The organism is Conexibacter sp. W3-3-2 (assembly GCF_009707605.1).
In the GTDB taxonomy this organism is placed as follows: domain Bacteria; phylum Actinomycetota; class Thermoleophilia; order Solirubrobacterales; family Solirubrobacteraceae; genus Paraconexibacter; species Paraconexibacter algicola.
Genome location: NZ_WLYW01000001.1, coordinates 4,309,390 through 4,331,831, shown reverse-complemented (window position 1 = coordinate 4,331,831; position 22,442 = coordinate 4,309,390). Strand labels below are relative to the sequence as shown.

At 74.3% G+C, this 22,442-nt stretch carries 18 protein-coding genes and 2 pseudogenes; 9 read left to right on the top strand and 11 right to left on the bottom strand.

From position 1 onward, the window contains the following. Position 1: 1 nt before the first annotated feature. The 3 genes and pseudogenes from GKE82_RS20775 to GKE82_RS31635 form a co-directional block, all read right to left on the bottom strand. Complete coding sequence (locus tag GKE82_RS20775; RefSeq protein WP_107569016.1) at positions 2 to 847, bottom strand: xanthine dehydrogenase family protein subunit M; 846 nt, start codon at positions 845 to 847, stop codon at positions 2 to 4. Continuing rightward, complete coding sequence (locus GKE82_RS20770) at positions 844 to 3,225, bottom strand: xanthine dehydrogenase family protein molybdopterin-binding subunit (protein ID WP_154734622.1); 2,382 nt, start codon at positions 3,223 to 3,225, stop codon at positions 844 to 846. The genes GKE82_RS20775 and GKE82_RS20770 overlap by 4 nt, the downstream gene beginning before the upstream one ends. Further along, positions 3,222 to 3,714, bottom strand: a pseudogene (locus GKE82_RS31635) ((2Fe-2S)-binding protein). Before GKE82_RS31635 ends, GKE82_RS20770 begins: the two are co-directional and overlap by 4 nt. 186 nt (positions 3,715 to 3,900) lie before the next feature. Here GKE82_RS31635 and GKE82_RS20760 point away from each other — a divergent pair. Next, positions 3,901 to 4,953: a hypothetical protein gene (locus tag GKE82_RS20760; protein WP_154734621.1), complete on the top strand. Its 1,053-nt coding sequence runs from the start codon at positions 3,901 to 3,903 to the stop codon at positions 4,951 to 4,953. 16 nt (positions 4,954 to 4,969) lie between these two features. Here GKE82_RS20760 and GKE82_RS20755 read toward each other — a convergent pair whose 3' ends face one another. Continuing rightward, a complete protein-coding gene (locus tag GKE82_RS20755; protein ID WP_154734620.1) occupies positions 4,970 to 6,070 on the bottom strand; it encodes a 1-acyl-sn-glycerol-3-phosphate acyltransferase in 1,101 nt (366 codons plus the stop codon). Between the two features lie 45 nt (positions 6,071 to 6,115). Further along, complete coding sequence (locus GKE82_RS20750; protein WP_154734619.1) at positions 6,116 to 6,898, bottom strand: alpha/beta fold hydrolase; 783 nt, start codon at positions 6,896 to 6,898, stop codon at positions 6,116 to 6,118. A gap of 104 nt (positions 6,899 to 7,002) precedes the next feature. Between GKE82_RS20750 and GKE82_RS20745 the strand changes: the two genes are divergently transcribed. Continuing rightward, positions 7,003 to 8,331 (top strand): M20/M25/M40 family metallo-hydrolase, encoded by a 1,329-nt coding sequence (locus tag GKE82_RS20745; RefSeq protein WP_230316242.1) that lies wholly within the window; start codon positions 7,003 to 7,005, stop codon positions 8,329 to 8,331. Here GKE82_RS20745 and GKE82_RS20740 read toward each other — a convergent pair. Then, positions 8,328 to 10,832, bottom strand: a complete 2,505-nt coding sequence (locus GKE82_RS20740; protein ID WP_154734618.1) for a hypothetical protein — start codon at positions 10,830 to 10,832, stop codon at positions 8,328 to 8,330. The two genes, GKE82_RS20745 and GKE82_RS20740, sit on opposite strands and share 4 nt — an antisense overlap. 127 nt (positions 10,833 to 10,959) lie before the next feature. On the opposite strand from GKE82_RS20740, the gene GKE82_RS20735 reads away from it, so the two are divergent. Continuing rightward, a complete protein-coding gene (locus GKE82_RS20735) occupies positions 10,960 to 11,388 on the top strand; it encodes a hypothetical protein (protein WP_107569008.1) in 429 nt (142 codons plus the stop codon). A 33-nt stretch (positions 11,389 to 11,421) separates the two neighbouring features. On the opposite strand, the gene GKE82_RS20730 is transcribed toward GKE82_RS20735, so the two are convergent. Both GKE82_RS20730 and GKE82_RS20725 read right to left on the bottom strand, forming a co-directional pair. Beyond that, positions 11,422 to 12,105 (bottom strand): GntR family transcriptional regulator, encoded by a 684-nt coding sequence (locus tag GKE82_RS20730; protein WP_107569007.1) that lies wholly within the window; start codon positions 12,103 to 12,105, stop codon positions 11,422 to 11,424. A gap of 48 nt (positions 12,106 to 12,153) precedes the next feature. After that, a complete protein-coding gene (locus tag GKE82_RS20725; RefSeq protein WP_107569006.1) occupies positions 12,154 to 12,687 on the bottom strand; it encodes a hypothetical protein in 534 nt (177 codons plus the stop codon). A gap of 116 nt (positions 12,688 to 12,803) precedes the next feature. Between GKE82_RS20725 and GKE82_RS20720 the strand changes: the two genes are divergently transcribed. The 6 genes and pseudogenes from GKE82_RS20720 (at position 12,804) to atzF (ending at position 19,256) form a co-directional block, all read left to right on the top strand. Then, positions 12,804 to 13,514 carry a glutathione S-transferase N-terminal domain-containing protein gene (locus tag GKE82_RS20720; protein WP_107569005.1) on the top strand — a complete coding sequence of 237 codons (711 nt, stop codon included), beginning with the start codon at positions 12,804 to 12,806 and terminating at the stop codon, positions 13,512 to 13,514. A gap of 161 nt (positions 13,515 to 13,675) precedes the next feature. Beyond that, the gene (locus tag GKE82_RS20715; RefSeq protein WP_107569004.1) at positions 13,676 to 14,380 is read left to right on the top strand and encodes a cysteine hydrolase family protein; all 705 of its coding nucleotides are present in this window, start codon (positions 13,676 to 13,678) and stop codon (positions 14,378 to 14,380) included. Beyond that, a pseudogene (locus GKE82_RS27365) lies at positions 14,377 to 16,040 on the top strand (regulator). Before GKE82_RS20715 ends, GKE82_RS27365 begins: the two are co-directional and overlap by 4 nt. Further along, positions 16,037 to 16,801 (top strand): alpha/beta fold hydrolase, encoded by a 765-nt coding sequence (locus tag GKE82_RS27360; RefSeq protein WP_196189360.1) that lies wholly within the window; start codon positions 16,037 to 16,039, stop codon positions 16,799 to 16,801. Before GKE82_RS27365 ends, GKE82_RS27360 begins: the two are co-directional and overlap by 4 nt. Then, complete coding sequence (locus tag GKE82_RS20700; protein WP_107569003.1) at positions 16,798 to 17,517, top strand: cysteine hydrolase family protein; 720 nt, start codon at positions 16,798 to 16,800, stop codon at positions 17,515 to 17,517. The genes GKE82_RS27360 and GKE82_RS20700 overlap by 4 nt, the downstream gene beginning before the upstream one ends. Before the next feature lie 5 nt (positions 17,518 to 17,522). Further along, positions 17,523 to 19,256: an allophanate hydrolase gene (gene atzF, locus GKE82_RS20695; protein ID WP_309233732.1), complete on the top strand. Its 1,734-nt coding sequence runs from the start codon at positions 17,523 to 17,525 to the stop codon at positions 19,254 to 19,256. Here atzF and GKE82_RS20690 read toward each other — a convergent pair. The 3 genes from GKE82_RS20690 to GKE82_RS20680 all read right to left on the bottom strand — a co-directional run bounded on the left by GKE82_RS20690 (position 19,235) and on the right by GKE82_RS20680 (position 22,331). Further along, complete coding sequence (locus GKE82_RS20690; protein ID WP_154734616.1) at positions 19,235 to 20,701, bottom strand: calcium-binding protein; 1,467 nt, start codon at positions 20,699 to 20,701, stop codon at positions 19,235 to 19,237. The genes atzF and GKE82_RS20690 overlap by 22 nt on opposite strands. 94 nt (positions 20,702 to 20,795) lie before the next feature. Further along, positions 20,796 to 21,671 carry an FAD-dependent oxidoreductase gene (locus GKE82_RS20685; protein WP_154734615.1) on the bottom strand — a complete coding sequence of 292 codons (876 nt, stop codon included), beginning with the start codon at positions 21,669 to 21,671 and terminating at the stop codon, positions 20,796 to 20,798. Between the two features lie 9 nt (positions 21,672 to 21,680). Beyond that, on the bottom strand, positions 21,681 to 22,331 hold the full coding sequence (locus GKE82_RS20680; protein ID WP_107568999.1) for a hypothetical protein: 651 nt from the start codon (positions 22,329 to 22,331) through the stop codon (positions 21,681 to 21,683). Between the last annotated feature and the right edge of the window lie 111 nt (positions 22,332 to 22,442).

The window sequence follows — 22,442 nt, the reverse complement described above, 5'->3', positions numbered from 1 at the left end:
CTCAGCGGCCCGCGGCCTCGGTGAGCGCCTGCCGGGTCAGCACGCGCGCGAGGTGGCGCTTGTAGTCGGCCGACGCGTTGCGGTCGGCGGGCGGGTCGGTGCCCTCCGCGGCCTGCTCGGCGGCCGCGGCGATCGACGCCTCGTCGAGCGGGCCACCGCGCAGCGCCGCCTCCGTGGCGGTGGCGCGCAGGGGTGTCGAGCCCATGTTCGTGAACGCGACGCGGACGTCCTCGCAGCTGCCGTCGGCACCGCGCTTGACCAGGGCGACGACGCCGACCATCGCCCAGTCCTCGGCGCGGCGGGTGAACTTGCGGTACCCCCAGCCGTAGCCGTCGAGCGCGGGCACGCGCACCTCGGTGAGCACCTCCACCGGGTCCAGCGCGGTCGTGAGGTAGTCCTGGAACAGGTCGGCCGCGGCGATCTCCCGCGGGCCGTCCGCGCCGGTGGCGGTGACCGTCCCCTCCGCCGCGACGAGCGCGGTCGGCAGGTCCGAGGCCGAGTCGCCGTGGGCGAGCGAGCCGCCGATCGTGCCGCGGTTGCGGACCTGCTGGTCGGCGATCAGCGACGCGACCCGCTGCAGCAGGCCGAGTTCGTCGGCGTTCTGGAGCTCGACGTGCCGGGTCATCGCCCCGATCCGCCAGTGGCCGTTCTCGCGCTGGATGCCGCCGAGCCCGGGCACGTCGCGCAGGTCGACGAGCAGCGACGGGGCGGCGAGCCGCAGCTTCATCAGCGGCACGAGCGAGTGCCCGCCCGCGAGGAGCTTCGCGTCCTCGCCGCCGTCGCGCAGCGCGCCGAGCGCCTCGTCGAGCGTGCTCGGCCGGGTGTAGTCGAACGCCGCGGGGATCATGCGGCACCGCCCTTCGCGTCGGTCATGGCTCGCCAGATCCGCTCGGGGAACAGCGGCATCTGCAGGTACGTGACGCCGGTCGGCCGCAGGGCGTCCACGACGGCGTTGAGGATCGCCGGGGTCGCAGCGATCGTGCCCGCCTCCCCGATGCCCTTCACGCCGAGCGTGTTGACCGGGGACGGCGTCTCGGTGCGGTCGGTCTCGAACGACGGGAGCTCCGCCGCGGTCGGGAGCGCGTAGTCGACGAACGTGCCCGTCACGAGCTGGCCGTCCTCGTCGTAGGCGACGTGCTCGTAGAGCGCCTGGCCGATCGCCTGCGCGATCCCGCCGTGCACCTGGCCGTCGATGAGCAGCGGGTTGATCGCCGGGCCGCAGTCGTCGACCGCGACGTGGCGGACGACCTTCACCTTCCCGGTGTCGGCCTCCACGTCGACGATGCACGCGTGCGCGCCGAACGGGAAGACGAAGTTCTCCGGGTCGTAGAAGGAGGACTCCTCCAGCGCGGGCTCCATGCCCTCGGGCAGTAGCTCGGGCCGGACGTGCGCCATGCCGGCCACGTCGGCGAGGGCCATGCCCTTGTCGGGCGAGCCCTGCACGACGAACTTGCCGTCCTGGACGACGATGTCGTCGGGGCTGGCCTCGAGCGTGTGCGCGACGATCTCGCGGACCTTCTTGGCGACCTTCGCCGCCGCCCGGGAGATCGACTCGGTGCCGACCGCGGTCGACCGCGAGCCGTAGGTCCCGAGGCCCATCGCGCCGGTGCCCGTGTCGCCGTGGAGGATCTCGACGTTCTCGGGGTCGACGCCGAGCTGGTCGGCGACGACCTGCGCCATCGTCGTCTCGTGGCCCTGTCCGTGCGGGGAGGTGCCGGTGTAGACGGTCACGGCGCCGGTGACGGTGACGCGGACGATCGCCGACTCCCACAGGCCGGTCTGCAGGCCGAAGCCCGCGGGGCCGGTGATGCGGGACGGCGCGAGGCCGCAGATCTCCGTGTAGGTGGAGAACCCGATGCCGCGCAGGATGCCCTGCGCACGCAGCTCCTCCTTCTCGGCCTCGATCGCGGCGACGTCGACGTGCTCGAGCAGCTTGTCGAGCGACGCGTGGTAGTCGCCGGAGTCGTAGACGATGCCGATCGCGGTCTCCGCCGGGAACCGCTCCTTGGGGATGAAGTTCTTCCGGCGCAGCTCCAGCCGGTCCATGCCGAGCTCGGCTGCGGCCTGGTCCATCATGACCTCGATCATGTGGGTGGCCTCGGGGCGCCCGGCGCCGCGGATCGCGTCCGTCGGGCAGGTGTTGGTGTAGGCGCCGACGATGTCCGTGTGGACGGCCGGCATGTCGTACACGCCGTTCATGACGAACGCGCCGAGCGACGGGATCGTCGGCGTCAGGAGCATGAGGTACGCGCCGAGGTCCTGCGTGATCTTCACGTGGAAGGCGGTGATCTTCCCGTCCTTCGTCAGGCCCATCCGGCAGTCCGCGGTCTGGGCGCGGCCGTGGTGGCAGGTCGCCATGTGCTCCGAGCGGGTCTCGATCCACTTGACCGGCCGCTGCAGCCGGCGGGAGACCCAGGAGCAGAGCGCCTCCTCCCCGGTCATCTGCAGCTTCGCGCCGAAGCCGCCGCCGACCTCGGGGGCGACGACCCGGATGCGCTCCTCGCTCATCCCGAGCATCAGGCCGAGGAACAGGCGCACGAAGTGCGGCACCTGGGTGGAGCTGTGGATCGTCAGGTGCCCGGCGCGGTAGTCGGCGAGCAGGCCGCGCGGCTCGATCGGCGCGCCCGAGACGCGGTGGTTCTCGACCGTCCGCTCGACGATGACGTCGGCGGCCGCGAAGCCGCCCTCGAGGTCGCCGCCGCCGAGCGACCACTGGTGGCTCTCGTTCGTGCCGAGGGACTCGTGGACGAGCGGGCTGCCGTCGGCCAGCGCGGCGCGCGCGTCGGTCACCGCGGGGAGCGGCTCGTACTCGACGAACACGTCCTCGGCGGCGTCGAACGCGGCGCCGCGGTCCTCGCAGAGGACGACCGCGACCGGGTCGCCGACGTGCTTGACCTCGCCGCGGGCGAGCGGCCAGTGCTCGACCTGGCGCAGCTCGACGCCCTCCGGTGCCCAGGCACAGGGCAGCGCGGAGGCGAGGTCGGCGAGGTCCTCGCCGGTGAACACGGCGACGACGTCGTCACGGGCCTCGGCGGCGCTGGTGTCGATCGAGACGATCTTGGCGTGCGCCTCGGGCGAGCGCACCAGCACGGCGTGGAGCATGCCGGGGAGCACCATGTCGTCGACGTAGGTGGCGCGACCGGTGATGAGCCGCGGGTCCTCCTTGCGGCGCAGCGGCCTGCCGACGTGCCCGCCGGCGGCGTGGGACTGCTCGACGAGGCTCATGCCGTGGCCCCGTTCCTCGTCGCGGCGGCCTCCTGCACCGCGGCCACGATGTTGTGGTAGCCGGTGCAGCGACAGAGGTTGCCCTCCAGACCGGTGCGGATCTCGTCCTCGGTCGGGTCGGGATTGCGCTCCAGCAGGTCGGCCGCGGCCATGATCATGCCGGGCGTGCAGTAGCCGCACTGCAGGCCGTGCTTGGCCCAGAACGCCTCCTGCAGCGGGTGGAGGTCCCCCCTCGCGACCGAGGCCCTCGATCGTGGTGACCTGTGCCCCGTCGGCCTGGACGGCGAGCACCGTGCAGCTCTTCACCGACTCCCCGTCGAGGTGCAGCGTGCAGGCCCCGCAGTTGCCGGTGTCGCACCCCACGTGGGTGCCGGTGAGGCCGAGGTCCTCGCGGACGACGTGGACGAGCAGCGCTCTCGGCTCCACCTCCAGGGATCGGCGCTGTCCGTTGACCGTGACCTCGACTGCGACCTTCGTGGTGGTGCCCACGCGCGACTCCTTGGTTCGAGACTCTCCAGACCCTGCGGGCGACACTACGCCCGTCCGGAACGCCTATGCAACCTTGAGCGTCAAAGCGCCAGCTGCGTGCAACGTCGCCGCAACGTCGCGCCGTGAGAGGACTGTGAGAAGGGGCACGAGGCGCTACTTCTGGCGCACTTCGGGGATACAACGGTGATGCCACGATTCTCCCGAACCCTCATCCTCACCCTGCTCGCGACGCTCGCGGGCGGCACGGCCCTCGCGGGCCCGGCGTCCGCCAGCAGCAGCACGGTGCGCGTCGGGATCGCCAACCAGAACACCGACATGTTCGGTGCCCCGGCCTGGCAGGCGCTCAAGATGAAGCGCACCCGCCACGTCGTGAAGTGGGACGCGATCGACCACCCCGACCAGATCCGCGCGATCGACCAGTTCGTCGACACGGCCCGCGCCAACCGCGTCGAGGTGCTGCTGCACATCTCGACCGACAACTTCACCATCGGCAAGGGGAAGCTGCCCTCCACCGCGACCTACCGCAAGAAGGTCGGTGCCCTCGTCTCGCGCTACTACCCCAAGGGCGTGCGCGACTGGGGCGTCTGGAACGAGGCCAACGACCGCACCCAGCCGACCTACAAGAACCCCGCCCGCACCGCCGACTTCTTCAAGGAGATGTGGCGGCTGCTGGACAACAGCAACCGCTGCGGCTCGAAGGTCACGAGCCGCTGCCGGATCGTCGCGCTCGACGTCCTCGACGGCTCGACCTCCTCGCAGCTGGGCAACACGCGCAGCTTCATCAAGCGGTTCTACTCGCGCCTGAGCCCGACCTGGGACAAGCGCGCGCGGATCGTCGGCGTGCACAACTACTCCGACACGAACCGCAAGAAGCGCGGCGGCACGAAGAACGCCATCTCGACCGTCAAGAAGTACGTCAAGAGCCCGCGGATCTGGCTGACCGAGACCGGCGGCGTGCTGAAGATCGGCAACACCGGCTCGTTCACCTGCAACCCCGCCAGCGCCTCGAGCGTGCAGCGCGCCGAGTCGCGCGCCAGCAGCGCGATCAGCTGGATGTTCCGCCTGGCGACCGACTACAAGAAGGACGTCGACCGGCTCTACATCTACAAGTGGACCGGCACCAGCTGCGTCGACGAGGTCCGCTTCGACAGCGGCCTGACCCGCCTCGACGGCTCCCTGCGCCCGGGCTACGCCCGCGTGAAGAGCACCGTCGAGAAGTCGAAGCTGTTCAAGCCGTGAGCCCCGGCCGCGTGGCTCAGCCCCTGGAGGGCTGCGCCACGCCGGCCTCCCGCGCCGCCTTGGGGCCCAGCGTCGAGCTGGGGTCCAGGCGGCGCTGCTCGTCGATCCAGTCGTCGAGCTCCTGCCAGCGTGCGTAGAGCCAGCGGACCTGGCCGTCGCGGTCGGTCGGCACCGTCGCGCCGTCGTGACGCCAGATCTTGATCCGCACGGTGCGCCCGACGAGGCGCCCGGACCAGATGTCGCCGACCGTCTCGAAGCCGTCGAAGCCGACGTGGCCGACGACGAGCACGTCGGCCGGGCGCCCCTCGTCGAGCAGCGCGATCGGCCCGCCCAGGCGCGGCGGCAGCACCCACCGCAGCGAGGCGGCGAGCGCGCCGACCTCCGGGTCGGAGGCCAGCAGCTTCTCCTGCACGGCGGCGAGCTTGCGCGCCGTCCAGCGCGTGCCCTCGGGGAAGATCAGCGCGCCCTCGAGCTCGCCGTCGAGCCCCTCGGCCAGCGAGCGGACGTTGGCGATCTCCTGCGTCGCGTCGTCGGTCGCCCGGCGCACGAAGCACGTCGGCACCCAGTGGCCGCCCCAGTCGAGCGTCGGGAGCGCCTGCAGCTCGTGCTTGAGCACGTAGCGCAGCTGCAGGCCGCGACCGCGCGACACGAACGCGGCGGGCAGCGCGTTGTCGATGATCGACGCGTGCCGCACGAGCGCGACGAACGGGCCGGGCTCGATGAGCTCGGCCCCGTCGATCTCGACGCGCAGCCCGAAGATCCGGCGCACCCCGTCCATGTGGCCGCCGGCCCACTGCGACTGCAGGAACCAGGTGCGCTCGCGGCGGCGCGGCGAGTCGCGGCTGAACGGGCCGCCGGTGAGCAGCCAGGTCAGGGCGAGCCCGGAGAGGCCCCGCATCTCCCCGAACAGGAACCACCAGCCCATCAGCACGAGGCGGCTCCCGGTCCACGGCGTGCCGCGGACGAGGCCGCGCACGAGGTCGACGAGCAACGCCAGCGGCAGCGTCAGCGGCAGCAGCACCGTCCAGACGACGAACAGCAGCGCCTCGATCGTGATCGTGCGGACGTTGCGCAGCAGGCGCTTGGGCAGGGGCGTGTCCGACGGGTGCAGGCGCATGGGGCCGTGACCCTATCCGCGGGACCGCCCCGCCGCCGGGCGCCGTCAGGCGGTGGCGGCCAGGACGACCTCCACGGTCTCCCGCGGCTGGTCCCAGTGCGGGAAGTGCCCGCAGCGCTCGAACCAGTGGACCGTGGCGTCCGGGAAGAGCTCCTGGGCGCGCGCGACCTGGCTGGGGAGCGTGACGAGGTCGTTGCGGCCCCAGCCGATCGTCATCCGCCCGGGCAGGCTGCCGGCCGGCGCCCCCTCCTGCGCGGGACCGTGCAGGAGCTGGTGAAGGACCGCGTCGAACGCGGGGCCGTCGGCGAGGCTGCGCAGCTCCTGGAGCACGAGCTCGCGCGGGAGCGCCCACGGACGGCGGGACAGCTGGGCCAGCAGCGCGGCGCGGGTGACCGGGGTCGCGCTGAGCGCCGGGGCGACGGGCTGCAACAGGCGCACGAGCCGGATCGACGCCTTGAGCGTGCCGCCGAAGACGCGCTTCTGCCCGGGCGTCCAGAACCCGCCCGGGTCGAGCGCGACGACGTCGCCGCCCACGCCGCGGCGCGCGAGCTCCATGACGAGCCGGGCGCCCATCGAGCTGCCGACGAGCGCGGCGTCGCGCAGGCCCTGCGCCTCGAGGAAGCCGGTGAGGGCGTCGGCCAGCGACGCGATGCTGCCGCCGTCGTGGGCCGCAGGGGTCTCGCCGAAGCCGGGCAGGTCGACGGCGACGACCTCGCGCTCGGCGGCGAGGGCGTCCAGGACCGGGGACCACGACCGCCAGGTCCCGCCGATCCCGTGGACGAGGACGAGCGGCGCGCCGGCGCCGCGACGGATGTGGTGAAGCTCCATGCCTGGCACGGTACCGCTCGCGCCGCCTCGACTTGACACCCTGTCGAACAGTTGGCGCGTCGGGTCGCCCTCGAGCGGCCGGGCACCGTCGGTAGCCTCGGGGCATGTCCGACCTCGCCGCCGTCGTCGCCGAGCTGATGCCGATCGTGCGGGCCGATCTCGAGCGGCTCGTCCGGATCCCGTCCGTCGCCTTCCCCGGCTTTCCCGCCGCGCCCGTGCACGAGGCCGCGCAGGCCACGCTGGAGATCCTCCGCGACGCGGGCGCACCGGCCGAGCTCCTGGAGATCCCGGGTGCACCGCCGGCGGTCTGGGCCCAGGTCGACGGTCCTCCGGGCGCCCCGACCGTGCTGCTCTACGCCCACTACGACATCCAGCCCGCGGGGGACGAGGCCGCCTGGGACTCGCCGCCGTTCGAGCCGACCGAGCGTGACGGCCGCCTCTACGGTCGCGGCACCGCCGACGACAAGTGCGGGGTCGCGCTGCACGCCGGGACGCTGCGCGCGTTCGGCGGCACGCCCCCGGTGACCGTGAAGGTCGTGATCGAGGGCGAGGAGGAGACCGGCGGCGGCTCGTTCATGGACTACGTCGCCGCCCACCCCGAGCGGTTCGCGGCCGACGTCGTCGTGGTCGCCGACGGCGGCAACTGGAAGGTCGGCGAGCCGACGCTGACGACGACCCTGCGCGGCATCTGCCAGATCGACGTCGAGGTGCGCACGCTCGAGGGCCCGGTCCACTCCGGCCTCTACGGCGGGGCGGTCCCCGACGCGCTGATCGCGCTCTCGCGCGTGCTCGCCTCGCTGCACGACGAGCACGGCGACGTCGCGGTCGTCGGGCTCGCCGGCGGCCCGTGGGACGGCCGGCCCGTGGAGGAGGAGGTCCTGCGCGAGGGCGCGCGGGTGCTCGAGGGCGTCGACCTCGTCGGGACCGACTCGATCGCCGCGCGGCTGTACACGCGCCCGTCGATCACCGCGATCGGGATCGACGCTCCCGCGATGGAGGGCGCGACCAACGCGATCGTTCCCGTGGCCCGCGCGCGCGTGAGCGTGCGGCTCGCCCCGACCGAGACGGACCCGGCCGCCGCCCAGCGGACGGTGATGGCGCACCTGATGGAGCACGCCCCGTGGGGCGTGCAGGTCTCCCTGCGTCCCCGGGGAGATCGCCCGCGGCGCGGTCCTCGCCGCGGACGGCCCGGGCGCCCGGGCCGCCCGCCGCGCGCTGCACGGCGCCTACGGCAAGGAGGCGGTGGCGGTCGGCAGCGGCGGCGCGATCCCGCTGTGCGTGACGCTCGCCAAGACGCTGCCGGACGCCGACATCGTCCTCTGGGGCGCCTGCGACGACGGCGCCCGGATCCACGCGGCCAACGAGTCCGTCGACCTCGGGGACCTCGAGCGCGCGACGCTCGCGCAGGCGCTGCTGCTGCAGGAGCTCGCTAGCGCAGCCCCGCCTGCCTGAGGGCGCGCGCCGCCTGCGCCGGGGTGCGGGCGACCGACGCGGCCGCCACCGCGGTGAAGCGGACGCGCCCGTCGCGGATCCCGTAGAGGATCCGACCGCCGCCGGGCAGGCGCCGGGCGCGGACGTTCGCGCCGAACGCCTCGGTGCGTCCCTGCAGGCGGGTCGCCCGGTCCCCGACCCCGAGGCCGCCGGCGGTGTGGCCGGCCGCGGTCGACGCGACCAGGCCGACGCGGCCGCGGGAGGTGAACAGCGCGCGGACGCGGGCCCGGCGGTTCTTCGCCCCCGCGACGCGGTAGCTGAAGACGCGGCCGGTGCGCGCGTCCGGCTGGCCGCCGCGGCGCAGCAGGTCGGTCCAGCGGTCGTGCAGGCGCACCGCGCCGAGGCCGCGGCGCGAGAACGTCGCGCCCTTGGGCCGCGTGCCGTCGGCGGGGACCCCGACCGCCCGCTCCCACGTGAGCAGCAGCGTCTCGGTGCCGCGGGCCATGTCGTCGATGATCTCCTGGCCGGCGAGCTGACGCAGGTCCTCGAGCCAGTCGGGGTAGAGGCCGTAGTGGGCGAGGCCGTCGCGGTTGATGTCGTAGACGCGCTCGCCGCTGACCTGCCGCTCGATGCGCTGCTTGCCGTCGAAGCTCGTGAACGGGTACGTCACCGGGCTGTCGGTCGCCGCGCCCACGCGCGGTCCGCCCTGCGCGCCGAACCCGTTGATGTCCGAGCCGAAGCCGAAGCCGAAGCGGTAGCGGTCGCTGCGGACCCGCTTGGTCTCGCGCCACTGGCGCACGAACGAGGTGGTGTTCCCCGCGTAGGGCGTGACGTAGCCGCCGAGCTTCAGGATCCGCGGCAGCGCCGACGGGTCGCTCCAGCTGTGGCTCGACATGACGCCCGGGTAGTCGAGCGCCTCCATGATCGTCAGCGCCTGGTCGCGGGCGACGACGCTCATGTGGTCGGGGTCGAAGATCATGCCCTTCTCCGCCATGCGGCGCACGAGGTACGCGCCGACCGGGCTGAGGCCGGCCTGGTTGCACATCGGGCCCGGGTCGTAGATCGGCACCTGGCCGGGCGGCACGATCGCCCCGAGGAGGCTGCCGAGCAGCTCGCCGCGGCCGGTGCCGGGGACGCCGATCTGCTCGCGGTCGTGGTTGTGCCCGTCGGCGCAGGGCTTCATGTCCCAGAACGAGCCGGTCTCGATCCGGTTGGCGGCGTTGATCGCGAGCCCGACCTCGCCGGAGTCCCCGGCGACGCCGGTGAAGCCGTTGTCGAACTTGTTGACGATCTCCATCTGGCGGATGCCGCGGTCCCACCAGTAGTCGAGCTGCTTGTCGACCCAGCCGTTGTCGCAGGAGGGCTGGCCGTTGTAGACGCCGCAGTCGAAGAGCTTGGAGACCTCGATGCCGAGCGTCACGGCGAGCTTGCCGTCGTTGATCGCCTCGCGGGCCTCGAACGGATCGGTGACGATCCGCATGAAGCCCTTGCCGGGCCCGCCGAACTGCGCGTCGATGTAGTCGACGTAGTCGTGGAAGGTGTCGTACTGGCGCTTGACGGTGTCCATCTCGTTGCAGCCGTACTTCTTCACCGGCAGCACGTTGCAGAGGAAGGCGTTCTCGACCAGCAGCACGGTGGTGTGGCGCAGGCCCGCCCGCCAGGCCCGCTCCATCCACTTCCAGTAGGTGCCCTCGTGGGCGAGCATGTCGTGGGCGGGCCAGCTCTTGAAGGTCGGCCAGCCGACCGGGTCGGCGAGCGGGTCGCCGCCGAGCACGGTGCCGGCGAGCCCGGTCTCGGCGTTGGCGAGCGGCTCCTTGCTGCAGTCCGGCAGCGCGACGGTGACGCCGTACGGGCTCCAGGGCGCGCCGCAGTGGACCGAGCCGCCGAGGAACTGGAAGGCCATGTGGTGCAGGTGCTCGTCGATCAGCCCGCGGGTCTCGGCCTGTGGGGCGCTGCCGCGGGACGGCTCGCCGGTGACGCCGGTCTCGATCTCGGGGAAGACCGCGCAGCCGTCGCGGCGCACGGCGAGGAACGGCGTGCCCGAGTCCGCGCCGTCGGCGAGGGCGAGCGCGCCGTCGCCGGGGGCGACGAGGCCCTTCGTGCCGTCGAGCGTGGCGAGCCGGAAGCCGCCGCCCTCCTGCGCCACGACCCGCCAGTCGGCGGCCGGCCCGGGGGTCGTCGTCGTGGTCGTCCCGCGGCCCGCGACGGCGAGGAAGTCCCGGTCCTTTCCGTAGAGGAGGTAGCGCCCGAGCGCGGTCGCCTGCATTCGCAGCGGCTCGGCGGACGCCGCGTCCTTCGCGGAGGCGCGCCAGGTCGAGCCGTTCTGGGCGAGGAAGCCGCCCCCCTTGGCCTGCAGGGCGTAGCAGCCGTGGACGAGCTCGTAGGCCGGCGTCTGGTCGACGGCGGCACCGGCGGAGCCGGCCGCCGGACCGGCGACGGCGAGCGCGACGAGCGCGAGCAGCGGTGCGCGCAGCCCTGCGCGGCCTCTCCCGGGGAATCCCATGGGCGGCATCAAACCACGATTCGCGGACTCGTGCGAACGCGACCGTTCAGTCGGGATCGCAGGCGGGTGTGGGAACCGTCCACCCAGGTGTGCCCACGTGCGACACGTGGTGCGCGAAGGTCCGCCCATGCCCCGCACCCGCACCCTCCTCACCACCGCCGCCGCCACCGTCCTCGTCGCCTCCGGCGCCGGGGCGATCGCCGCCGGCACGACCACCACCGTCGCCGTCAACGGCGTGCAGACCCTCACCGCAGGAGACACCTCCCCTGCCGACGTCCCCGGCGTCAAGGCCCTGCGCCGCGGCAAGCCGATCCCCGCCGGCTACGAGCTGGTCGGCCGCCGCGTCGTCATCACGAAGGGCACCACCACCGCCGGCGCCGCGCTGCGCTTCACCTGCGTCGGCTCCAAGCGCCTGCGCTCCTTCGTCACCACCGGCCAGGCCGGGTTCCAGGCGACCGGCACGTCCTCCTACGTCGGCAAGCAGGCCGTGTGGGTCCTCAGCACGCCCGCGCGGGGCGCGACCTCCGAGGGCGTCGTCTACGCGGTCTGCCGCTGAGCGCCCGGTCTCCCGACGGCCCGTCGGCGCGGCTCAGTCCGCCGCGCCGCCGTCGACCATCTTCGTGAGGATCTCCCCGATCTGCTCGCGCACCACGCCGGCGCTGCGCTGCACGTGCGAGCGCATGAAGCTCGCGGCGGCGTCCTGGTCCCCGGCGAGCGCCGCACCGACGATCTCCAGATGCTCGGCGATCGTCGCCTCGGTGCGGTCCTGCCGCGTGAAGTCGTGGACGCGCAGGACGCGGATCCGCTCGTTGAGGTCCTTGAGCATGCCCGCGGCGACCTGGTTGCCGCTGGCCGCCGCGACCCGCAGGTGGAAGTCCTCGTCGCGGGTCACGAACTCCGGTCCCGCCGCTTTGCCGCGGAACTCGGCCGCCAGCGTGCGCCAGTCCTGCTCGAGCGCCTCGAGGATGCCGCGATCGCCGCCGGTGGTGGCGGCGCGGATGACGAGGTCCTCGAGCACGATCCGCACGTCGTAGAGCTCGCGCATCGAGCGGACGCTCGGCAGCCGCGGGCGCAGGCCACCGGCGTCGTCGCGGGCGAGATGCCCGTCGCCCTCCAGGCGCTTGAGCGCCTCGCGGATCGGGGTGCGGCTCGTCTCGAACCGCTCGGCGAGCTGCTGCTCGACGAGCCGGGCCCCCAGCGGCATCTCGCCACGGATGAGCAGCTCGCGGAGCTCGAGGTACACGCGCTCGGTCTGTGCGGGTTTCCTGGGCAATGCGGCCGAAGCATACGAAGCCGCGACAGCGGGACGCAGACGGATCGGTCAGACGTCCGCGTCGGCGAGCCGGACCGCCTGCGCCAGGATCCGTCCCAGTCCGGGATCGTCGGTCACCGCCAGCGGGGCGAGATCCGCGTCCCGTGGGCGCAGGCGACCGTCGGGCGCGCGGACCGCGCCGGACCCCAGGTGGACGCGGTACCCCGCGACGAGCAGGTGGCGGTCCGCGACCTGCGCGCGGCCTTCGAGGCCGACGCGGCGCAGGAGGATCTCGAGGCCCCGCCGGCGGTAGCGGCCCTGCGGCCCGAGCGGGCCGTCGAGGACGTCGTCGCCGAGCCCGGCGACCTCGACCGCCATCGCGACGTCCGCGTGCTGGAGCGCCGGCGCGGCGACCCAGACGCTGCTCCAGGTGCCCTTCTCGTTGCGGTCGTCGCTGTCGGGCGGCGCCCCGTACGCGCACGTCGCGCCCGCCGGGCCGCGCGCGACGCCGCGCCCGTCCGGGGTCCAGGTGCCGATCAGCGGTGCGCGCCAGCCGCGGGCGCGGAGGATCGCGACGAAGCGGTGCTGCGCGACGAGCGGCACCCGGCCGAGGCTAGCGCGCCAGCCGCTGCGCGCCCCGGTCCCAGCGCGTACGCTTGCGGGGCTCGGCGGGACCCCGGGCCCACGCCCGCCGCATCCCCCGCCGTCGCCCGCTCCCCGTGCACGCGACGCTCTACGGCATCCCGATGTCCCATCCGGTGATCAGCGCCCGGCTGATGCTCGCCCACAAGGGCGTCGCGGTCCGCGAGCGCGAGCTGGTCGCCGGCCTGCACCCGGCGATGCTCGCCGCGCACGGCTTCCGGCCCACCACGGTGCCGGCCGTGCGGTTCGCCGACGGCCGGCGCGTGCAGGGCTCGCTGGCGATCTCGACGCACCTGGACCGCGAGGTGCCGGGCGGCGCGCCGCTCTACCCGGACGCCCCGGCCGCGCGCGCGGCGGTCGAGGAGGCCGAGCTGTGGGGCGAGCAGGTCCTGCAGCCCGTGCCGCGGCGGATGATCCGCCGCTGCATGGCGGACTCTCTGGCGCTGCGGCAGTGGTTCGCGCGCGAGGCGACGCCGTTCCCGGCGCCGCGCGTGAGCGGCGCGGTGCTGACCCCGACGGTCCTGCTGTTCGCGCGCATGGCGGGCGCCGACCGGGCGCAGCGGGCCGCCGACGAGGCCGGGCTCGACGCGCTCCTGCACCGCGTCGACGCGCTCGTGCAGGACGGCGTGCTCGGCGGCGAGACGCCCAACGCGGCCGACTTCCAGATCGCGCCGAGCCTGCGCTTCCTGGGGGCGTTCGCGCACCTGCGCGACCGCGTCCGGGCCCATGGCCCCGCCTGGTCGCTGGCGCAGCGGATCGCCCCCGCCTACCCGGACGTGCCGAGCTGACCGAGCCCCGACGGCCAGATGGTCCATCCGGAACCCCCTTCGCTTTCTCCCGCCGGTCCAATGCGCGCAGGCTCCCCGGCCCGCAAGCTGTCGTCCGTCGGCGCAGATAGTCGACCACGTTGCGTACAACCCTTCTACTCGGCTTCTCCTGCGGAGGTTCCATGCCGTACCCGTCCGGGCCCAGAGCAGTACCGGCGACGCCCTACGCCTTCACGCACGACCCCGCCACCACGGCGCTGGTCGTCATCGACATGCAGCGCGACTTCCTCGAGCCCGGGGGCTTCGGCGAGATGCTCGGCAACGACGTCTCGCAGCTGCAGCGCGTCGTCGCCCCGCTGAGCGCCACGCTCGCGGCGTGCCGGGCGGCGGGGATGCTCGTCATCCACACCCGCGAGGGACACCGGCCCGACCTCAGCGACTGCCCGCCGGCCAAGCTCGTCCGCGGCGGCGGCGACACCCGCATCGGCGACCCCGGCCCGCGCGGGCGCATCCTCGTCCGCGGCGAGGAGGGCCACGACATCGTCGACGAGCTCGCCCCCGTCGGCGACGAGATCGTGCTCGACAAGCCCGGCAAGGGCGCTTTCTACGCCACCGACCTCGAGGCGATCCTGCGCAACGCGGGCATCCGCAGCCTCGTCGTCACCGGCGTCACCACCGAGGTCTGCGTCCACACCACCGTGCGCGAGGCCAACGACCGCGGCTTCGAGTGCCTCGTGCTGGAGGACTGCTGCGGCAGCTACTTCCCCGAGTTCCACGAGGTCGGCCTGAAGATGATCGCCGCACAGGGCGGCATCTTCGGCTGGGTCGCGCCGTCCGGCGCGTTCCTCGACGGCCTCGTCCCCGCGACCGCCGCGGCCGGAGCGTGAGGCCCGTGTCCGCCCCCGCCGCCCCCGTCGCCGTCCCGCTGTGGACCCGCGGCGACCTCAACGCCTTCTTCGGCTTCTTCATCAACATGCTGGTGAACGTCCTGGTGCTCACCGGGCTCGCCATCGCGGTCGTCGGCATCCCCGCCGGCGACGTCACCGGCGTCATCCTCCCCGCGCTCGGCATCCAGCTGCTGCTCGGCAACGTCTTCTACTTCACGCTCGCCCGACGCCTGGCCCAGAAGGAGGGCCGCACCGACGTCACCGCGATGCCCTACGGCCCGAGCGTCCCGCACATGTTCATCGTGACGCTCGTGATCATGCTGCCGATCGCGATCCAGACGAAGGATCCGATCCAGGCGTGGTCCGCGGGCATCGCCTGGGCGTTCATCATCGGCGTGATCATCCTCATCGGCGCGTTCGTCGGGCCCGCGATCCGCCGCTTCACCCCCGGGCCGCCATGCTCGGCATGCTCGCCGGCATCTCGCTGACCTTCATCTCGATGCGGCCCGCCGCGCAGATGTGGGAGGCCGCGTGGATCGCGCTGCCCGTCCTGGCGATCATCATCATCGGCTTCATCGCCGGAGTGAAGCTCCCGGGCAACGTCCCGGTCGGGCTCGTCGCCCTGCTGTTCGGCACCTCGATCGCCTGGATCGGCGGCTACATGTCCGCCCCCGACGTCGAGCAGGCCGCCAAGGACATCGCGATCGGCCTCCCGGGCTTCGAGCTCGACAAGCTCCTCGACGGCCTCGAGGGCATCAGCCCACTGCTGGCCACCGCCATCCCGTTGGGGATCTACAACTTCTCCGAGGCGATGAGCAACGTCGAGAGCGCCGCCTCCGCCGGGGACGACTACAACCTCCGGCACGTGCTGCTCGCCGACGGCACCGGCGCGGTCGTCGGCTCCGCGATGGGCTGCCCGTTCCCGCCCGCCGTGTACATCGGCCAGCCCGGCTGGAAGGAGGCCGGCGGCCGGATCTCCTACTCGCTGGCCACCGGCGCGCTGATCTTCCTGCTCTGCACGCTCGGCATGTTCCCGCTGCTGTCGGCGCTGCTGCCGATCCCGGCGATCGTCCCCGTGCTCCTGTTCATCGGCCTCGTGATCGGCGCGCAGGCGTTCACCGCGGTGCCGAAGGCGCACTACCCCGCGATCGTGCTCGCGATGATCCCGAACATCGCGGCCTGGGGCTACGGGCTCGTGGACAACGCGCTCGGCGCCGCCGGCACCAGCGCGAGCGAGGTCGGGGCCGAGGCGCTCGGCAACGCCGGGGTCATCTACGACGGCCTGCAGACGCTCGGCCAGGGCGCGGTGCTCTCCGGCATGGTGCTCGGGGCGATCGCGGTCTTCCTCATCGACCGCACCTTCCTCCTGGCCGCCATCGCGTTCGCGGTCGGCGGCGTCCTCACGCTCGTCGGGCTGATCCACGGCGAGGAGGTCGTCTGGTTCACCTCCGAGCCGCGCGTCGCCCTCGGCTACGGGCTCGGCGCGATCGTCTGCCTCGCCGCCCACGCCCTGCGGGCGCCGGTGCGCGAGCACGACCCCGCCGACCCGCTCGACACCGCCGACGCGGTGTTCGAGGGCGGCGCCGAGCCCACCCGACCGTCCGCGCCCGCGCGGTTCACCCCGCCCGGCGGGGCGGCGGAGGCCCCGGCGCCCGCGTGAGCGACGCCCGCAGCCTCCCGACCGACGCCGTGGTCCTCGTCCACGGCGTCGGCTTCGGGCCGGACACGCTCGCGCCCGTCGCCGCCTTCCTGGGTCCGGCGGCGGGCGTCGAGCGCGTGCTCGTACTCGAGCGACGCGGCTACGGCGCGCGCGCCGCCGCCGTGCCCGCCGCCACCGTCGGGGAGCACGTCGACGACCTCGTCGAGCTGCTCGACGCGCACGGCGTCGACCGGGCGGTCGTGGCCGGGACCAGTGGCGGCGCCACCGTCGCGCTGGCCGCCGCGCTCCTGGCCCCGGGGCGGGTCGCCCGCGCGGTCGTCCACGAGCCGGCCGTCGGCACCCTCTCCCCCGACCTGCGGCGTCTCGTCCGCGGCGCGCTGCAGGACGGCGGCGGCCTCGGCCTCGTCCGGGCCCTCGCCGGCGCGACGACCTGGGAGGCGCTCGACGAGGAGCGGCGCGCCGCGGTCAGCGCCCGCGCGGCGCTCGTGGAGCGTGACGCCCCGGCCTTCCTCGCCTGGGAGCCGCCGCTCGGCCGCACGCTGCTCGCCGCACCGGTCGTCTGCACCGTCGGCGACCGCAGCCCGCCGCTGCGCCACGACATCGCCCGCCGTCTCGGGCACCTGCTCGACGCCCCCGTCGAGGTCCTGCCCGACTGCGGGCACCTCGCCCAGCTCGACGCCCCCGCCACCTTCGCCGCCGCGGTCGCCCGCGCGGCCCAGCCCGCCCCCACACCGACCTCGACCCCGAGGAGCACCGCATGAGCGCCACGCCCGTCACCTCCACCCCCGGACTCGTCGCCGCCGCCGACCCGTACCCGTGGCCCTACACGGGCTGCATCGACATGGCCCACACCGCGCTGATCCTCATCGACTGGCAGCAGGACTTCTGCGGGCCGGGCGGCTACGTCGACACGATGGGCTACGACATCGGCCTCACCCGGGCCGGGATCGCCGCGACCCAGCGGGTGCTCGCCGCCTGGCGCGCGCACGGCGCCCCGGTCGTCCACACCCGCGAGGGGCACGCCCCGGACCTGTCGGACTGCCCGCCGAACAAGCTCTGGCGCTCCCAGCGCATCGGGGCCGGCATCGGGCAGGCCGGGCCGTGCGGGCGGATCCTCGTCCGCGGCGAACCGGGCTGGGAGATCATCGACGAGCTCGCCCCGATCGACGGCGAGGTCGTGATCGACAAGCCCGGCAAGGGCGCGTTCTGCCAGACCTCGCTGGACCTCGTGCTGCGCTCCAAGGGCGTCCACAGCCTCGTCTTCACCGGCATCACCACCGACGTCTGCGTCAGCACGACGATGCGCGAGGGCAACGACCTCGGCTACGAGTGCCTGATCCTCTCCGACTGCACCGGGGCCACCGACCCGGGCAACCACACGGCCGCCCTGAAGATGGTGACGATGCAGGGCGGGGTCTTCGGCGCGGTCGCCGACAGCGAGATGCTGCTGGCCGCCCTCCCGCCGGCCGCGGCGTGATCCGGGTGCGCCCGACCGACCCGCAGGCCGCCGTCGCCGCGGCGCTCGACCGCCTCGAGGCCGACGGCGGGCCCGGCCCGGCGTGGATCTCCGTCGTGCCGCGCGCCGAGGCGCTCGCGCGCGCGGCCGCGGTCGACCCGACGCTGCCGCTGGCGGGCGTCCCGTTCGCCGTGAAGGACAACCTCGACGTGGCGGGCCTCGTCACCACCGCGGGCTGCCCGGGGTTCGCCTACACCGCGACCGCGACCGCCCCGGCGGTGCAGCGCCTGCTCGACGCCGGCGCGGTCCTCGTCGGCAAGACGAACCTCGACCAGTTCGCCACCGGCCTCGTCGGCACCCGCAGCCCGTACGGCGCGCCGCGCAGCGCGCTGGACGACCGCTTCGTCTCCGGCGGGTCCAGCTCGGGCTCGGCCGTGGCGGTCGCCGACGGCACCGTGCCGTTCGCGCTGGGCACCGACACCGCGGGCAGCGGCCGGGTGCCCGCCGCGTTCAACGGCATCGTCGGGCTGAAGCCCACCCGGGGGCTCGTCCCCACCCGCGGCGTGGTCCCCGCCTCGCGGTCGCTGGACTGCGTGTCGGTGTTCGCGCGGACGGTCGGCGACGCGCGAGCCGTCCTCGACGTCGTCGCCGGGCACGACCCCGCCGACCCGTGGTCGCGGCGCAGCGCGGGCGCACGGGCGCGGCGCCCGGGCGCCAGGGCCGCCGGCCCGCGGCTCGGCGTCCCCGTCGCCCGGCAGGTCCTCGAGGAGCTCGACCCGCGCCTGCACGACGCCTGGCACGACGCGGTCGCCCACGCCGGCCGGCTCAGCGCGGCACCGCTCGTCGAGGTCGACCTCACCCCGTTCCTCGAGGCCGCCGCCCTGCTGTACGAGGGTCCGTGGCTGGCCGAGCGCTGGCTGGCCCTGCGGGAGCCCGTCGAGCGCGGCGTCGCGGGCCTCGACCCGGTCGTCGCCGCGGTCGTGCGCGCGGGCGCGCAGCGCAGCGGCACCGACGTGTTCGCCGCCGTGCACCGGCTCGCGGAGCTGCGGATCGCCGCCGACGCGGCGACCGCCGACGTCGACGTGCTGCTGCTGCCGACCGCCCCGACCGTGCCGACGCCTGCCGAGGTCGCGCTCGAGCCGGTCACCGTCAACCGGCGGCTCGGCCGCTGGACCAACGGCGTCAACCTGCTCGACCGCTGCGCCCTGAGCGTGCCCGCCGGCCTCGGCCGGGACGGCCTGCCGTTCGGCGTGACGCTCGTCGCCGACGCCTTCGCGGAGGACGTGCTGACCGCGGTCGGCGCGGCCTGGTGCGGGGAGGAGCACCCGGACGCGGGACCGGAGCCGCAGGCGGGGACGGTCGAGCTCGCGGTCGTGGGCGCGCACCTGCGCGGTCAGCCGCTCGAGCCGCAGCTGCAGGAGCTCGGCGCGACGTTCGTGCGCGAGGCGCGGACCGCCCCCGACTACCGGCTCTACGCCCTGCCGGGCGGGCCGCCGGCGCGGCCGGGACTCGTCCGCGAGCCGGGCACGACCGGCCCCGGGATCGAGCTGGAGGTCGTGCGGATCTCGCTGGAGGGGGTCGGCGCCCTGCTGACGACGATCCCCGCCCCGCTGGGACTGGGGACCGTCGTCCTGGACGACGGCCGCGCCGTCGCCGGGTTCCTCTGCGAGGCGCACGCCGCCGCCGGTGCCCGCGACATCACGGACTTCGGCGGCTGGCGCGCGTACCTCGCGTCGGACTACTTGTCCTTCAGCTCGTAGCGGATCTCGCAGTTGAAGATCCGCCGGCGCTCCTTGCCGTTGAGCCGGATCTTGTCGACGCCGGTGCCGCAGTTGGCGCGCGCCGCGGGACCCTGCTGGGCGATGTTGATCGCGTCGTTGCCCGGGCCACCGATGACGCGGTCGGCGTTGTAGCCGGCCGCGATCGTGTCCGCGCCCGTCCCGCCGTCGAGGTAGTCGATGCCGGGGCCGCCGTTGATCTTGTCGTTGCCCGTGCCGCCGATGATGCGGTCGTTGTCGAGGTTGCCGGTCAGGGTGTCGCTGCCGTCGCGGCCGTAGATCCGGTCGCTGCCGACGCCGCCGGTCACGCGGTCCGCGCCGGTGCCGCCGTCGATGCAGTCCGCGCCGCGGCCGCCGTCGAGCGAGTCGTTGCCGCCGAGGCCGAGGATGCGGTCACGACCGTTGGTGCCGGTGATGCGGTCGCGGCCGTTGGTGCCGACCACCGCGTAGGCGCGGTAGCCCCCGCCCTTGACGGTGAGGCAGAAGAGGCGGCCGTAGCGCTGGATCGCGACCGGGAGCGGCAGCACGGTGCCGCCGCTCGGGCCCGCGAACGGCAGGCCGACGATGATCAGCTGGCTCTGGCCCGTCGCCGGGATGACGCAGACGCCGCGCAGCACGTCGAAGGTCGAGCCGTCCGGGCAGATCTTCCCGTCGAAGCCGGGGATCTGCTTGTCGGGGTCGCAGGTGAACTGCTCGGCGTCGACCTTCGTCTCGGCGACCACGAGGTCGACGAGCGGGCTGCCACCGGCGGCCGGGAAGATCTTGATGTGGGCCGCGCGGGTGATGAGGCTCGAGCCCTCGCGGACCTGCTCGTTGAACTTCACGTCGGCGACCGCGCTCAGCGGCGCGAGGATCGTCTGCAGCGCGGCGGGGAGCGCGTCGAGCGAGATCGCCTGGCCGCCGAGGGTGAGGCCGAGCACCTGGCTCGTGCCCTGCAGCTGCGGCTGGCCGTTGGCGCACGACCCGGTCGTCGTGGACGTCGCGGCGGTGACGCCGAGGAGGTTCGTGCCGGTGCCGAGCGGCAGGCCGAGGTTCTCGACCTTCGCGGTCGCGTCGACCTTCTGGTCGATCGCGCGGCCGAGCTCCGGGTCGATCGTCGTCTTCGCCGACGCGGACTGGGCGCCGAGGACCGTGGACGGGATGCCGAGCGGGGTGGCGAGGTTGTCGGCACCGGCCTCCTCGTTGGAGCACTGGGCGCGGTCGGGGCTCTTGTTGTTCGCCGTGGACGGGTTGCCGTTGGCGACGAGCGGCTCGACGCGGTTGTTGCCCGCGACCGAGGCGTAGACGGCGCTGGCCCGGCACTTCCACACCGGGCTCGAGGTGAAGGCGTCGGCGGGCGCCGGGGTCAGCAGAACGGCGCTGAAGAGCGCACCCACGAGGAGTGCGAGCAGCGTTCGGGCGCTCCCTGCCTGAGGAACCGAGGTCATTGATGGTGCTCCTGATGCGTGATGGACGTGGGACGCACCTTCCCGGTTCGCCCCGATTCAGAACTTCCCTGCGCCATACGGCGGACGGATGTCGTCAGACCAGAAGATCGGTGACGGTGCGCGCACACCCCCACGAGAGCGTCAGTCCGCCGCCCCCGTGGCCGTAGCAGTGCACCACCCGTCCGTCGCGCTCCACGCGCGGTCCGCCGTGCCGCGCGGGCCGCAGCCCGGCGCGGGCGCCGAGCACCGGCGCCCCGGCCAGGGCGGGCGCCAGCGCGACCGCGCGCGCGACGATGTCGCGGGTCTGCGCGGGCCGGACGCGGTCGTCCTCGTCGCCGGGCTCGTGCGTGCCGCCGACGACGCAGACGTCGGCGCGCGGCAGCACGTAGGTGAGCGCGTCCTCGTCGCAGACGCACGGGACGTCGCGGCCGCGGGCGTCGAGGTGCACGACCTGGCCGCGGATCGCGTGCAGCGCGGGGTCGTCGACGAGCCGGCGGGTCGCCAGGCCGGTGCAGAGCACGACCGGGCCGTCCCCGAGGACCGGGTCGTCGAGCGCGGTCACGGTCGCCCGCTCGATCCGCAGGCCGTCGGCGAGCGCGGCGAGGTGGCGGGGCATCTCCACGAGGGGGACCCGCGCGACCCAGCCGCGCGCGTGCCCCTCGGGCAGCTCCGACCGGGTCGCGGGCCGGACGTGGTCCGCGGGCAGCACGTCGACCCACCACGGCTCGCGGCGCTCGAGGTGCAGGTGGTCGACGACCGGGTGGCCGTCGGCGACGAGCCGCTCGAGCGTCTCGAGCGCCCAGCCGGCGACGCGCTCGTCGGTCCCGGTCGCGTACGGGAGCCACAGGCCGCCCGCGATCGCCGACACGGTGGGGGCGCCGTCGGTCAGCACCCGGACCTCGTGGCCGGCGTCGGTCAGGGCCCGGGCGCAGCTGAGGCCGAGGACCCCGGCGCCGAGGACCGTGACCATCGCGGCAGGTCAGTCGTCGCTGGGCGGCGGGCGGAAGACGATGCGGTTGAGCTCGTGGATCGCGCTGCCGCCGAGCCGCAGGACGGTCATGAAGCCCTCCTCGCCGAGGTCGGCGCCGTCGACGGCGCGCCGCAGCGCGTTGACCGTGTCGCGGTCCTCCTCGGCGACCTGGTCCTTCGGGACGTCGACGAAGATCAGGTGCCGGGGCTTGCGGACCTTCGCGGCGGGCACGACGAATCGTCGCCGCGACTCCGGGGTGAGGTCCTCGAGCAGGACGACCGTCGAGTTGCCGGCGGCGAGGCGCTTGGCGACGGCCGCGTCGAGGAGCTTCGCGGCGGACTCCTCGAGCTGGTCGTCGGCGACGCGACCGGTGATGAGCTCGCGCACGCGGGCCATCGACAGGACGGCGTTCTTCTCCTCGATGCGGACGTCGGCGAAGCGCTCGAGCGCGGCCGGGTCCCCGGCGGTGACGACCACGACGAGGCTGCCGGGCGTGTAGCGCTGGCGGTCCGACGGGGGCAGCACACGGCAGCGGACCGCGACCTGGGGTCCGCGCTCCTCGGGGGCCTTGCCGTCCCGGCGCGGGCGGTCCGAGGACCATCCGCCCCGCTCGTCCTCGCCGATGCGGACGCTGCGGGTGGTGCCGTCAGGAGTGGACATGCACCGATCCTGACGGATCGGCCGTCTCGGCGGCGTCACCGCGCCGCCGAGACCCGATCCGGGAGCCTGCCCGGGGTGGGCCCACCCGACCTCCCGCCCGCCGACGGGTCG